General features: G+C 66.9%; 11 protein-coding genes. 7 read left to right on the plus strand and 4 right to left on the minus strand.

The features are described 5' to 3' along the window. The first annotated feature begins 4 nt into the window (after positions 1-4). Positions 5-607 carry a lysophospholipid acyltransferase family protein gene (locus AC5P9W_RS10365; RefSeq protein WP_010487088.1) on the plus strand — a complete coding sequence of 201 codons (603 nt, stop codon included), beginning with the start codon at positions 5-7 and terminating at the stop codon, positions 605-607. Positions 608-718: 111 nt separating this feature from the next. Further along, the gene (dcp, locus tag AC5P9W_RS10370) at positions 719-2,875 is read left to right on the plus strand and encodes a peptidyl-dipeptidase Dcp (RefSeq protein WP_021203741.1); all 2,157 of its coding nucleotides are present in this window, start codon (positions 719-721) and stop codon (positions 2,873-2,875) included. A gap of 117 nt (positions 2,876-2,992) precedes the next feature. Here the strand turns inward: dcp and AC5P9W_RS10375 are convergent, their stop codons facing one another. After that, positions 2,993-3,439, minus strand: a complete 447-nt coding sequence (locus AC5P9W_RS10375; RefSeq protein WP_004153636.1) for a 3-dehydroquinate dehydratase — start codon at positions 3,437-3,439, stop codon at positions 2,993-2,995. Positions 3,440-3,442: 3 nt separating this feature from the next. Beyond that, complete coding sequence (locus tag AC5P9W_RS10380) at positions 3,443-3,844, minus strand: hypothetical protein (RefSeq protein ID WP_021203742.1); 402 nt, start codon at positions 3,842-3,844, stop codon at positions 3,443-3,445. Positions 3,845-4,101: 257 nt separating this feature from the next. On the opposite strand from AC5P9W_RS10380, the gene lepB reads away from it, so the two are divergent. Together lepB and AC5P9W_RS10390 are read left to right on the plus strand one after the other, a co-directional pair. Continuing rightward, a complete protein-coding gene (lepB, locus tag AC5P9W_RS10385) occupies positions 4,102-4,728 on the plus strand; it encodes a signal peptidase I (protein ID WP_346484374.1) in 627 nt (208 codons plus the stop codon). 124 nt (positions 4,729-4,852) lie between these two features. After that, positions 4,853-6,109, plus strand: a complete 1,257-nt coding sequence (locus AC5P9W_RS10390) for an MFS transporter (protein WP_021203744.1) — start codon at positions 4,853-4,855, stop codon at positions 6,107-6,109. Positions 6,110-6,237: 128 nt separating this feature from the next. Here AC5P9W_RS10390 and AC5P9W_RS10395 read toward each other — a convergent pair whose 3' ends face one another. Both AC5P9W_RS10395 and AC5P9W_RS10400 read right to left on the minus strand, forming a co-directional pair. Further along, on the minus strand, positions 6,238-7,155 hold the full coding sequence (locus tag AC5P9W_RS10395; RefSeq protein ID WP_495219171.1) for a LysR family transcriptional regulator: 918 nt from the start codon (positions 7,153-7,155) through the stop codon (positions 6,238-6,240). Between the two features lie 295 nt (positions 7,156-7,450). Continuing rightward, the gene (locus AC5P9W_RS10400) at positions 7,451-8,419 is read right to left on the minus strand and encodes a LysR family transcriptional regulator (RefSeq protein ID WP_495219172.1); all 969 of its coding nucleotides are present in this window, start codon (positions 8,417-8,419) and stop codon (positions 7,451-7,453) included. A 110-nt stretch (positions 8,420-8,529) separates the two neighbouring features. Here AC5P9W_RS10400 and aceB point away from each other — a divergent pair, with 110 nt between their 5' ends. From aceB to AC5P9W_RS10415, 3 genes are all read left to right on the plus strand, one after another. Then, on the plus strand, positions 8,530-10,152 hold the full coding sequence (aceB, locus tag AC5P9W_RS10405) for a malate synthase A (protein WP_111099317.1): 1,623 nt from the start codon (positions 8,530-8,532) through the stop codon (positions 10,150-10,152). 64 nt (positions 10,153-10,216) lie between these two features. Continuing rightward, entirely contained in the window at positions 10,217-11,518 is a 1,302-nt protein-coding gene (aceA, locus tag AC5P9W_RS10410; RefSeq protein ID WP_019661879.1) for an isocitrate lyase, read from the plus strand. 418 nt (positions 11,519-11,936) lie between these two features. Beyond that, complete coding sequence (locus tag AC5P9W_RS10415) at positions 11,937-12,977, plus strand: GGDEF domain-containing protein (RefSeq protein WP_019661878.1); 1,041 nt, start codon at positions 11,937-11,939, stop codon at positions 12,975-12,977. The last annotated feature ends 3 nt before the right edge of the window (positions 12,978-12,980 follow it).

The following is a 12,980-nucleotide window of genomic DNA, read 5'->3' on the forward strand; positions in this document are numbered from 1 at the left end:
TTGCTTGAACAACCCGACTTCGTTGCTGCCGGCCGTGCCGCCGCAGATGCCGCAGGTCAAACCCAACGCCTTCCTGCGCTGGCTGGCGCGCTGCACCCTGCGCATGGGCGGCTGGAAGGTGACCGGCACCCTGCCTGACATCCCCAGGCTGGTCTTCATCATCGCCCCGCATTCGTCCAACTGGGATGGGCTGTGGGGCATGGCGGCCAAGATCGCGCTGGGCATGAAGGTGAAGGTACTGGGCAAGGCGTCGCTGTTCTGGTGGCCGCTGGGCCCGCTGCTGCACAGGCTGGGCGTGATCCCGCTCGATCGCAGCTCGCCGCAGGGCACCGTCGGACAGGCCGTGGACCTGCTGCGCAACAACGAGAAGATGTGGTTCGCCATCACCCCCGAGGGCACCCGCAAGGCCGTGAAGGACTGGAAGGCCGGCTTCCTGAAGATCGCCCGGATGGCCGACGTGCCGATCCTGGCCGCGTATTTCCACTACCCGGAAAAGACCATCGGCATCGGCCCGCTGTTCACGCCCAGCGGCGATGACGCCGCCGACATGGCCGCCATCCGCGAGTTCTACCGGCCCTGGATCGGCAAGACCCGCGGTACGGTCTGAGCCTGCCACAGGCCGCCGCATAGACGCCACGTCCGGCACATGCCGGGCGAGCGCGACAGGAGTAGGGTGGAGGGCTGGTATCCCGTACCGTCTGCCCAAGGAGTGTTTTACATGTCGCGTACCGTAGTCCTGGCCGCCGCCATCAGCCTGGCGCTGGCGGCCTGTTCCGGCAAGGAGTCCACCCCCGTGTCCGATGCCCAGAAAGCCCCGGCCCAGCAGCCGGCCGAAGCCTCCACCAATCCGCTGCTGAGCGCCAGCACGCTGCCGTTCCAGGCCCCGCCGTTCGACAAGATCAAGGACAGCGACTACCTGCCGGCGTTCGAAGAGGGGATGCGCCAGCACCTGGCCGACGTGCGCAAGATCGCCGACAGCAGCGAGCCGGCCACCTTCGACAACACCATCGTGGCGATGGAGCGCAGCGGCGAGACGCTGAACCGCGTCTCGCGCATCTTCTTCGGCCTGGTCCAAGCCGATACCAACGATGCGCGCCAGAAGATCCAGGAAGAAGTGGCGCCAAAGCTGGCTGCGCACCAGGACGAGATCAATCTCGATCCGAAGCTGTTCGCGCGCGTGAAGTCGATCTATGACCAGCGCGACACGCTGGAACTGGATCCGGTGCAGAAGCGCCTGGTCGAGCACTACTACGACGGCCTGGTGCGCGCCGGTGCGCAGCTGTCCGACGCTGACAAGGCGACCCTGCGCAAGCTCAACGTGGAAGAGACCACCCTCTCCACCCAGTTCCATACCCGCCTGGTGGCCGCCACCGCCGCTGCGGCCGTCGTCGTCGATGACAAGGCCAAGCTGGCCGGCCTGGACGAGGATGCGATCAACAACGCCGCGGCCGCCGCCAAGGAACGCAAGCTGGACGGCAAGTTCCTGCTGCCGCTGCAGAACACCACCCAGCAGCCGGTGCTCGGCTCGCTGAGCGATCGCGACCAGCGCGCCGCCGTGCTGAAGGCCTCGGAGACCCGCGCCGAGCGCGGTGATGCCAACGACACCCGGCAGACCGTGCAGCGCCTGGCCCAGCTGCGTGCGCAGAAGGCCAAGCTGCTCGGCTTCGAGACCTTCGCCGACTACCAGCTGGGCGACCAGATGGCCAAGACCCCGGCTGCGGCACTCAAGCTGCTGACCGACACCGTGCCGGCCGCCACCGCCAAGGCGCGTGCCGAAGCCGGCGAGATCCAGAAGGTGATCGACGCACAGAAGGGTGGTTTCCAGGTCGCCGCCTCGGACTGGGACTACTACGCCGAGCAGGTGCGCAAGGCCAAGTACGATCTGGACGAATCGCAGGTCAAGCCGTACTTCGAACTGGACAACGTGCTGCAGAACGGCGTCTTCTACGCCGCCACCCAGCTGTACGGCATCACCTTCAAGCCGCGCACCGACATTCCGACCTACAACCCGGACATGAAGGTGTACGAAGTGTTCGACAAGGACGGCACCTCGCTGGCGCTGTTCTACACCGACTACTTCAAGCGTGACAGCAAGTCCGGCGGCGCCTGGATGGACGTGTTCGTCGAACAGGACGGCCTGACCGGTGCCAAGCCGGTGGTCTACAACGTCTGCAACTTCACCAAGCCGGCCGCCGGCCAGCCTGCGCTGATCAGCTTCGACGACGTCACCACCATGTTCCATGAGTTCGGCCATGCGCTGCACGGCATGTTCTCGAACGTGAAGTACCCGTCGATTGCCGGCACCGCCACCTCGCGTGATTTCGTCGAGTTCCCGTCGCAGTTCAACGAGCACTGGGCGCTGGATCCGAAGGTGTTCGCCAACTACGCCAAGCACTACAAGACCGGCGAGGCGATGCCGCAGGAACTGGTCGACAAGATCCTCAAGGCGCGCAGCTTCAACCAGGGCTATGCGACCACCGAGTACCTGTCTGCCGCGCTGCTGGACCTGGCCTGGCACACCCAGAAGGCCGACGCGCCGCTGCAGGATGTCGGCGCCTTTGAAGCCAGCGCGCTGAAGAAGTTCAAGGTCGACCTGCCGCAGGTGCCGCCGCGCTACCGCACCACCTACTTCGACCACATCTGGGGTGGCGGTTACTCGGCCGGCTACTACGCCTACTTCTGGGCCGAAGTGCTCGACCATGACGCCTACCAGTGGTTCACCGAGCACGGTGGCCTGACGGCGGCCAACGGCCAGGAGTTCCGCGACAAGATCCTCTCGCGCGGCAACAGCGTGGAGCTGTCGACCCTGTACCGCGATTTCCGCGGCAAGGACCCGTCGGTGGAACCTTTGCTGAAGTTCCGCGGGCTGAAGTAAGAAATCGAAAACGGCGGGGGAAACCCCGCCGTTTTTCTTTGTGTAGAGCCGAGCCCATGCTCGGCTGGCTTTTTCTGGAGACGCAGCCGAGCATGGGCTCGGCTCTACACAAGCGGATCACGTCCCCACGTGCACCCGGTTGGCCTGCTCGGCCAACCCGAGGTGATCGAGCGCGATATCCAACGCCAGCACATAGCTCTGCGCGCCATAGCCGGCGGCGATGCCCAAGCGCTGGCCGACACCGGCCGGCAGGCAGGGCTCGGCCACCGCGCCGTCGTCGTGGACCTCCACGTAGGCATTGTGCAGGTAGGGCAGCAGGCGCTGCAGGCGCAGGCTGTTGGCGCACGCACCCGGGTCAAGCAGTGTCACTTCGCCACGGCTGTGATCGGCCACGCGCAGCGCATCCAGCAGTTCCTGCTCCGAACCGCAGGCACGGATCGCCACGCTGGTGCCGGCATCGATCGCGCGATGCACCAGCGACTTCAGGACCGGCGCCGGCAGTGGCATTGCCGTGCGGATCAAGGCGCCGGCGGCTTCCGGGCCGCGGATGATGAAGATCGACATGGCTCAGCCCTCCTGCGCCAGGCGACGGCCGACGATGGCCAGCGACAGCGGATAGCCGGCCTGCTGGCTGCGCTGGTCGACCACTACCGCGGCGGGGCCGTGCTGCAGGCGCAGCCGCGCATCCAGGCCGGGCTCGCTGGGCGACTGCAGCTCGATGTACTGCGCCGGCAGCCGTTCCAGCGCCGCCTGCAGTGCGCCACCCTCGGCCTGCCATTGCGCCTCGTCGGCCACGCCGACATCCAGCAGCACCCAGTCGGCCGAACGCGCCTGCGGCTGGCACAGGCACTGGCGCACTTCGGACAGGCTGGCGCAGTCGCTGCACAGCACGCGATGGCCGGCCAACTGTGCCGGCAGTTGGGGACGCGGTGCCGACGAAGAGGCGTGGCGGATCACCAGGAGGGTCATACAACACCTTGCGGAATGCGCCCTGCGGCGCGGTGGGCACACGATGCACGTGCTGGCCGTAAAGGTGCGATGCTCGTGGCCGGGTGCGCGCGTAAAACCTGCGTAACCCTTCCTGTAGAGCCGAGCCTGCGCTCGGCTGGCGTGCACCGACACTCGAAGAGCAGCCGAGCGCGGGCTCGGCTCTACAACAAGCCGGCGCGGGAACCTCTCCCGCCCGAGTGTGGTCTGATGCAGCGACCACCCACCCGGAGCCTGTCATGGATGCTGTTGGCCGTCCTCCCCTTCCCGAACGCGCGCTGCTCTGGCTGAAGAAGGAAGCATTGCCGCTGCTGGTGATGCTCGGCCTGCTCGCCGCCGCCCGCGATACCCTGGCCAACCACTACGTGGTGCCCAGTGGCTCGATGCAGCCAACCCTGCAGCCCGGCGACCGGGTAGTGGTGGACATGCGTGCCTATGGCCTGCGCCTGCCGTTCACCGGCAGGGAACTGATGTCCACCGGCGTTCCGCAGCGTGGTGAAGTGGCGGTGTTCGATTCACCGGCCGACGGCACCCGGCTGATCAAGCGCGTGGCGGCGGTGGCCGGTGACCATGTGCAGCTGCACGAAGGGCACCTGAGCATCAACGGCCAGCCGCTGCAGACCGCCGACCTGCAGGACGTGGAAGCCTTCGGCGAGCGCCGAGCCCGCCTCGATCTGGACATGGGCGGTGGCCCGGACATTGACGATCTGGTGGTGCCGGCCGGCAAGCTGCTGGTGCTGGGAGACCACCGTGGCAACAGCTTCGATGGCCGCTTCTTCGGCTTCGTCGATGCGGACAAGGTCTACGGCCGGGCGGTGGCTGTGTATTACCGCCGCGGTGACGGTTTCGAGTGGCAACGCCTGTAAGCTGAATTGATACTTCCTATATATCAATCCTGATCTATCAGGTTATGGATCGACTGGATCGACGGGCCTAGTCTGAGGCCCGTTCCCTCCCACGCCCGGCCGTCCCCACCGGCCCTTCGATTCCATGACTGGCGAAACTGCGGCGGCCGTTGAAGGCCGTCCCTCCACTCTCGATACCGGCACCGACACCCGCATCCAGCAGGGCACCCCGGCCTTCCGCCGCACCGCGTTGGCACTGTTCCTGGCCGGCTTCTCCACCTTCGGCCTGCTGTACACCGTGCAGCCGCTGCTGCCCGAGTTCAGCCGCCACTTCGGCGTGTCGGCCGCAGGCAGCGCGATGTCGTTGTCGCTGACCACCGGTACGCTGGCGGTGGCGATGCTGTTGGCCGGCCTGCTGTCCGATGTGGTCGGCCGTCGCCCGTTGATGATCGTTGCGCTGTTGGCGTCGGCCATGCTGTCGCTGAGCACGGCGCTGGTGGACGACTGGACCACGCTGCTGGTGCTGCGCACCCTGCTTGGCCTGGCGCTGAGCGGCGTGCCGGCAGTGGCGATGACCTACCTGGTCGAGGAAATGGACAGCCGCGCGCTGGGCCTGGCGATGGGCCTGTACATCGGCGGCAACGCCATCGGTGGCATGAGCGGGCGCCTGCTGGCAGGCATCATCGCCGACCACTGGGGCTGGCGCTGGGGCATCGGCGTGGTCTCGATCATCGCCGTGGCCAGCACCGTGCTGCTGTGGCTGCAGCTGCCGCCGTCGCGCCATTTCCATCCCCGCCGCGATGGCCTGCGCGAGTTGCCGTCGCGCTGGCGCCTGCTGTTCGCCGACCCGGGCCTGCCGTGGCTGTTCGCCACCTCGTTCGTGCTGATGGGCGTGTTCGTCACCCTCTACAACTACCTGGGCTATCACCTGCTGGCGCCGCCGTACCACCTCAGCCAGACCGTGGTCGGGCTGATCTTCAGCGTGTACCTGGTGGGCACCTTCAGTTCGGCGTGGATGGGCCAGCAGGCTACGCGGTACGGGCGCGGCCGCATCCTGTCGATCTCGTTCGCGCTGATCGGCGCCGGCATCGCGCTGCTGGCGATGCCGTGGCTGAGCACGATGGCACTGGGCATCGCGCTGGTCACGTTCGGCTTCTTCGGTGGCCACTCGGTGGCCAGCAGCTGGGTCGGCAGCCGTGCCGGTACGATGCGCGCGGAAGCGTCGGCGCTGTACCTGTTCGCCTACTACCTGGGCTCCAGCGTGCTGGGCGGGGTCGGCGGCCTGGCCTACGCGGCCTGGGACTGGTGGGGCGTGTGTGCGTTCGCCGCGGTGCTGACCCTGATCGGTGGTGGCATCGTCTGGGCGCTGCAGCACCGCGCCCCGCAGCCGGTGACCGCGTGACCCAACGCACGGTAGTGCCGGCCGCTGGCCGGCAACCACGGTGTAGCGGCTTTGCCGAGGTAGAGTCGACTGTCAGTCGACTGCTCTTCCATCAGATCGCGAAAACCCGCGCTGCGCGCGATAGTCGACTAACAGTCGACTCTACCGGCGAACGCCCCGCGCAGCAGCCCGGCGAAGTTTCGGATCAGCGGCGTCACCCGTTCGCGATGCCACGCCAGCTGCACTTCCGAATGCGCGCCAGCATCGGCCAACGCCACGAAGCGCGATCCTTCCACCCGGATGTGATCGCACGACGACGGCAGGATCGCCGCACCCAGGCCCGCAGCGGCCAGGCTGATCAACGTCGATGCTTCACCGGCTTCCTGCACGATGCGCGGCGTGAAGCCCGCCGCCGCACACAACGCGATCATGTGGTCGTGGATGCCCGCGCCCGCGCTGCGCCGGAATGCCACGAACGGCTCCTGCGCGAAGTCGCGCAACGACACCGTGCCCTGCTTCGACAGCCTGCGCAGGGCAGGGTGGTCGGCATGCACGATCAGCGCCAGCGGATCGACGAACAGGCTGTGTGCCACCAGTTCCGGCGGCAACGCACGCTTGCGGATGATGCCCACGTCCAGTGAACCATCGAGCAGCGCGTCGATCTGCTGCAGCGTATTCATCTCGCTCAGCTGTAGCCGCACCTGCGGATACTGCTGGCGGTAATGCAGGATCGAACGCGGGATCTGTGGCGACAGCGGCGTGGCCCGGGTCAGGCCGATATGCAGTTCACCCTGCTCGCCGCGCTGCGCACGCTGCACCTCGGCCACCGCGGTTTCCACCTGCTGCACGATTGCGCGCGCGCGTTCCTGCAGCAGCTCCCCAGCAGGCGTCAGCTGCACGCGGCGATGGCTTCGCACGAACAGGCGCGCGCCGATCAGTTCCTCCAGCTGCCGGATCTGCTGGCTGAGCGGCGGCTGTGACATGCCCAGGCGCTCGGCCGCCTGGCCGAAGTGCAGCGTATCGGCAACAGCGAGGAAGTAGCGCAGGTGGCGCAGTTCGATGGACATGGGGCCAGTTTATTCATCGTCAGCCGGAAATGAATCAGAGATGGGATCCGATCCCGTGCCGACCAACGGTCGGCACCCACCAACAGCAGCTGGCACCAACAGCAGCGACCAACTGTCGAAGGCGGGGTGGGTCCGGTTGCGGGGGTGTGAGCGGCATGGATGCCGCGACCAAGCCCCCATGGACGGGTTTACAGCGTCCCCCGCAACCGGACTCACCCCGCCATCCCACGGATAGCCGGCTTTTGCTGTTGCTTCGGCTTCGGCGGGTGCAGGGCGCAGCCCTGCCGAACATCCCTCACCGCTCCGAATGCCCGCTCTGGTCGTAATCGCGCGGACTGAACAACTCCGGCTGGATCAGCTCGATGAACGCCCGCGCCTGCGCCGACAGTGCCTTGCCGCGGCGCACGATCACCCCGTAACTGCGCTCGGGGAACCAGCGCTTCATCGACCGCGCCGCCAGCCGCTCGCGGTCGGCTTCGTGCAGGCACAGCGCCGGCACGATGGAAATGCCCATGCCCATCGCCACGTACTGCTTGATCACTTCCCATCCACCCACTTCCAGCGCCACGGTGTAGGCAATGCGGTGGCGCTGGAATACCTGGTCGACCAGGCGGTAGGTGATCTGCCGCTTCGGCGGCAGTACCAGCGGATAGCGCGCGATGTCGGCCAGCTCCAGCTCGCCGCCGCTGGCCAGCGGATGGTCGTGCGGCGCGATCAGCACCTGTTCGAAGCGGTAGACCGGGGCGTAGGTCAGGTCGGCCGGTACATCGGTCATCGAACCGATGGCCAGGTCGGCGGCATCCTCGCGCAGCAGGTCGGTGCCGTCAGCGCTGATCGCGTTGTGCAGGGTCAGGCGCACATCCGGATGGTGCAGGCGGAAGCGTTCGACGATCTTCGGCAGCAGGTACAGGATGGTCGAGCTGTTGGCGGCGATGTTCAGCTCGCCCGCGTCCAGGCCGCGCACCTTGTCGCGGAAGCGCGCCTCCAGCCCGTCCAGGCTCTCCACCAGCGGCTGCGCCATCTCGTACAGCAGTTGGCCCTCGCGGCTGGGCACCAGGCGCCGCCCGCTGCGTTCGAACAATGGCACCCCCAGCTCCCGTTCCAGGGCCTGCAACTGCAGGCTGATCGCCGGCTGGCTGACGAAAAGTGCCTCAGCCGCCCGTGAGACCGAACCCAGGCGCACCGTCTGGCAGAACGCACGCAACGGCTTGAGCCGGTCGGATTTGTAGGAAAAACGCGGACTTGGCGGGGTGCGTGTGCTCATCGTGTCACGAGTATTAGCACAACTTATGTAGAACATTGCAAAAACTGTTTTGCCAAATACTCAGGCCCGGCGGCACCGTGGAGCCGTTCCCCCACCGCTGGAGTCGCCTCATGTCCGCCGTCGCTTCCGCTGTTCCCACCCCCGCCGCGAAGGCTACCCCCGGCGTCGCCCTGGCGACCCGCGTGGCCGGCCAGGACACCCTGCTGCCGGCGCCGCTGCTGGCCCTGCTGGTGTCGCTGCACCGTGCGGTGGAACCGGGCCGGCAGGCGAGGCTGCAGGCCCGCCGTGAACGCCAGGCATTCTTCGACCAGGGCGGCCTGCCGGACTTCCGCGAGGACACCGCCGCCATCCGCAGCGGCGACTGGCGCGTGGCCCCGCTGCCGGCCGCGTTGCAGGACCGCCGCGTCGAGATTACCGGCCCGACCGACCCGAAGATGGTCATCAACGCGCTGAACTCCGGCGCCAAGGTGTTCATGGCCGACTTCGAGGATTCGACCTCGCCGACCTGGCGCAACCTGCTGGCCGGCCAGCAGTCGCTGGCGGCGGCGGTGCGCGGCGATCTGGAATACACCGCCCCCAATGGCAAGCACTACACGCTGCGCCCGTACGACGAGCAGGCGGTGCTGATCGTGCGCCCGCGGGGCTGGCACCTGGATGAAAAGCACGTGCGCATCGACGGCCAGTTCCTTGCCGGTGGCCTGTTCGACGCGGCGGTGTTCGCCTTCCACAACGCCCGCACCCTGCAGGCGAAGGATCGTGGCCCGTACTTTTACCTGCCCAAGCTGCAGAGCATGGAAGAGGCGGCGCTGTGGGAGACCGCGCTCTCGCATATCGAGGGCATGCTCGGCCTGCCGCACGGCCAGATCAAGGTGACCGTGCTGATCGAAACGCTGCCGGCGGTGTTCGAGATGGACGAGATCCTGCACGCGCTGCGTGATCGCATCGTCGGCCTGAACTGCGGGCGCTGGGACTACATCTTCTCGTACCTGAAGACCTTCCGCCGCCACGCCGACCGCGTGCTGCCCGAGCGCGGCCAGGTGACCATGACCCAGCCGTTCCTGAAGGCCTATTCGGAACTGCTGATCCAGACCTGCCACCGCCGCGGTGCGCATGCGATGGGTGGCATGGCCGCGCAGATCCCGATCAACAACGATGCCGCCGCCAACGAACAGGCGATGGCCCGGGTGCGCGCCGACAAGCTGCGCGAAGTCACCGCCGGCCATGACGGCACCTGGGTTGCGCACCCGGCGCTGATTCCGGTGGCGATGGCGATCTTCGACGAACACATGCCCGGTGCGAACCAGCACAGCGTGCTGCGCCAGGATGTGCGCGTCGGCCGCGACGAACTGATCGCACGGCCGCCGGGCACCGTCACCCGCGCCGGCTTCGAGGGCAACGTGGAAGTCTGCGTGCGCTATCTGGCGGCGTGGCTGGATGGCAACGGCTGCGTGCCGATCCATCACCTGATGGAGGACGCGGCCACCGCCGAGATCAGCCGCAGCCAGCTGTGGCAGTGGCTGCATACGCCGGGCCAGCAGCTGGACGATGGCACTGCGATCGATCTGGCGCTGCTGGATTCCACCCTCTCGCAGCTGCCGGCACGGCTGGGCGATACCGCCGTACTGCCCGGTGGTGCGCGCATCGGCGAGGCCATCGCCCTGCTCGGCGAACTGAGCCGCAGTGACGAACTGACCGATTTCCTGACCCTGCCGGCCTACGCGCGCATCGATTGACCGACTGCCGGCCCTCCTGCCGTTTCACTCCCCGCTGCACGCACGAACCGAACTGGAGAAAGACATGAGCAAGCTGCCCACTGCCGAACAGATCCAGCACGACTGGGACACCAACCCGCGCTGGGAAGGCATCCAGCGCAACTACAGCGCCGCCGACGTGGTGCGCCTGCGCGGCACCGTCCACATCGAGCATTCGCTGGCCCGCCTGGGTGCGGAGAAGCTGTGGGCGTCGCTGCATGAGCGCGAGTTCGTCAACGCGCTGGGTGCATTGACCGGCAACCAGGCCATGCAGCAGGTCAAGGCGGGCCTGAAGGCGATCTACCTGTCCGGTTGGCAGGTGGCGGCCGACGCCAACCTGGCTGGGCAGATGTATCCGGACCAGTCGCTGTACCCGGCCGATTCGGTGCCGGCGGTGGTCAAGCGCATCAACAACACCCTGCTGCGTGCCGATCAGCTGCATCATGCCGAAGGCAAGGACGACATCGACTTCCTGCAGCCGATCGTGGCCGATGCCGAGGCCGGTTTTGGCGGCGTGCTCAACGCCTTCGAACTGATGAAGGCGATGATCGAGGCCGGTGCGGCCGGCGTGCACTTCGAAGACCAGCTGGCCTCGGTGAAGAAGTGCGGGCACATGGGCGGCAAGGTGCTGGTGCCGACCCGCGAGGCCATCGAGAAGCTCAACGCCGCGCGCCTGGCTGCCGACGTGCTGGGCGTGCCGACCCTGCTGGTGGCGCGCACCGATGCCGAAGCGGCTGATCTGTTGACCAGCGACATCGACGGCAACGACAAGCCGTTCACCACCGGCGAGCGCACCGTGGAAGGCTTCTACAAGACCCGCAATGGCCTGGACCAGGCGATCAGCCGCGGCCTGGCCTACGCGCCCTATGCCGATCTGGTGTGGTGCGAGACCGGCAAGCCGGACCTGGAGTTCGCCCGCAAGTTCGCCGAGGCGATCCACGCGAAGTTCCCGGGCAAGCTGCTGGCCTACAACTGCTCGCCTAGCTTCAACTGGAAGAAGAACCTGGACGACGCCACCATTGCCAAGTTCCAGCGCGAACTGGGTAGCTACGGCTACAAGTTCCAGTTCATCACCCTGGCCGGTTTCCACGCGCTGAACTACGGCATGTTCAACCTGGCCCACGGCTATGCACGCCGCCAGATGAGCGCCTTCGTGGAGCTGCAGGAAGCCGAGTTCGAAGCGGCCGAGCGCGGTTTCACGGCGGTCAAGCACCAGCGTGAAGTCGGTACCGGCTACTTCGATGCGGTGACCCAGGCGATCCAGCAGGGGCAGTCGTCGACCACCGCGCTGACCGGCTCCACCGAGGAAGAGCAGTTCCATGGCGGGCGCAGCGAACGCGCGGCGTGATGCGGTAGTGCCGGCCGCTGGCCGGCAACCCATCGGTGTTTCCGAAGCCCATGCAGTTGCCGGCCAGCGGCCGGCACTACCGGGCACCGGGTGATCAGGGTGGCCAGGGAAGGGCCAGACAACGCCGGCCGGTCGGGGGACCTGCCGGCGTTGTTGTATCGGTGCAAAGGCGCGGCGGCCGGCAGGCAGCGTCAATCAGGCGCACCCCCTTGGCCGCAACTTGGCCGAAATCCTGTGAAACCCGGCATCGGATTGATCCAGCAGGGGTTTTGCCCGGACATGGGTGACCAGAACGGGCCACCACCGATCTTCACATCACACAAGAGCGCCCTGAGGCTCAAAATGAGATAGGGCGCACACTTTAAAGCGGTGCTATGCTCCGCGGCTCACCAGGGGACGCTGGCGGCGGGTGCAGGGAATGACCGGCAGGGGTGCGGCCGAGAACAGTGATATGACGACAGGTATCGCCCGGGTGGCGATGGCCGAGATCGTGCATGCGCTGTTGTCGGATGCCGAGGTGGCATTGTTTGCCAGATTCGCCCGCCCATGCAAGCTTCATGCCGGACAGTGGCTGTTCCAGCGGGGCCACCGCGGCGAGCGCATGTATGTGATCCTCGACGGCCAGATCGAACTGGACTTCGGCGAGGACCTGGTGATCAAGACACTCGGGCAGTATGAGTTCTTCGGCGAACTGGGCCTGCTGGTTGGCGACCACCTGCGCAGCGCCAGCGCGCGCGCGCTGGTCGATTGCGATGTCCTGGAGCTGGGGCCGGCCGATTTCCACCGCTTGGTCGAATCCGATCCCGGGCTGGTGGCGTACTTCCTGCGTCGCACGATCATGCGCGTGCTGACCAACGAACAGGCCCTGATCAGCCAGCTGCGGCGCCGCAACCACGATCTGGAAACCGCGCTGGACAACCTGTACATCACCACTCATCAGCTGACCCATACCCGCGAGCTGGTGCGCACCGATGAACTGACCGGGCTGCACAACCGCCGTGGCCTCACGTTGTACCTGCAGGAGTGCCGCGAGCGTGCCGAGGGGCTGCCGCAGGCGTTGCTGCTGATCGATTGTGACCGCTTCAAGCAGATCAACGACCGCCACGGCCACCAGGCCGGCGACCGCGTGCTGCAGAGCATGGGCAACATCCTGCGCTCGATGGCCGGCGAGCATGACCTGGCCTGCCGCCTTGGCGGTGATGAGTTCTGCCTCATCCTGCGCCGCGGCAACCACGAGATCGTGCAGCACGCGGCCGAGTTCATCCTCAGCGCGGTGCATGGCCTGCTCGAACGCAGCCCCGGTACGCCGCATGTCAGCCTGGTCAGCATCGGTGCGTGCCTGCTGGCGCCGGAGGCAGGCTGGAGCGAGTGGTACGCGCGCGCGGATCGCGCGCTGTACCAGGCCAAGCGCGATGGCGGCAACTGCCTGCGTTGGGCGAATGATCCGGACGGCCAATAGGGG

It is taken from the genome of Stenotrophomonas sp. YJH_SMC_33 (assembly GCF_059372295.1).

Bases quoted from the DNA above. Each gene is read 5' to 3' on its own strand.
- aceA (WP_019661879.1), top strand. From the start codon at position 10,217: ATGAGCAAGCTGCCCACTGCCGAACAGATCCAGCACGACTGGGACACC.
- AC5P9W_RS10400 (WP_495219172.1), bottom strand. From the start codon at position 8,419: ATGAGCACACGCACCCCGCCAAGTCCGCGTTTTTCCTACAAATCCGAC.
- AC5P9W_RS10380 (WP_021203742.1), bottom strand. From the start codon at position 3,844: ATGACCCTCCTGGTGATCCGCCACGCCTCTTCGTCGGCACCGCGTCCC.
- AC5P9W_RS10375 (WP_004153636.1), bottom strand. From the start codon at position 3,439: ATGTCGATCTTCATCATCCGCGGCCCGGAAGCCGCCGGCGCCTTGATC.
- lepB (WP_346484374.1), top strand. From the start codon at position 4,102: ATGGATGCTGTTGGCCGTCCTCCCCTTCCCGAACGCGCGCTGCTCTGG.
- AC5P9W_RS10415 (WP_019661878.1), top strand. From the start codon at position 11,937: ATGACCGGCAGGGGTGCGGCCGAGAACAGTGATATGACGACAGGTATC.
- aceB (WP_111099317.1), top strand. From the start codon at position 8,530: ATGTCCGCCGTCGCTTCCGCTGTTCCCACCCCCGCCGCGAAGGCTACC.
- AC5P9W_RS10395 (WP_495219171.1), bottom strand. From the start codon at position 7,155: ATGTCCATCGAACTGCGCCACCTGCGCTACTTCCTCGCTGTTGCCGAT.
- dcp (WP_021203741.1), top strand. From the start codon at position 719: ATGTCGCGTACCGTAGTCCTGGCCGCCGCCATCAGCCTGGCGCTGGCG.
- AC5P9W_RS10390 (WP_021203744.1), top strand. From the start codon at position 4,853: ATGACTGGCGAAACTGCGGCGGCCGTTGAAGGCCGTCCCTCCACTCTC.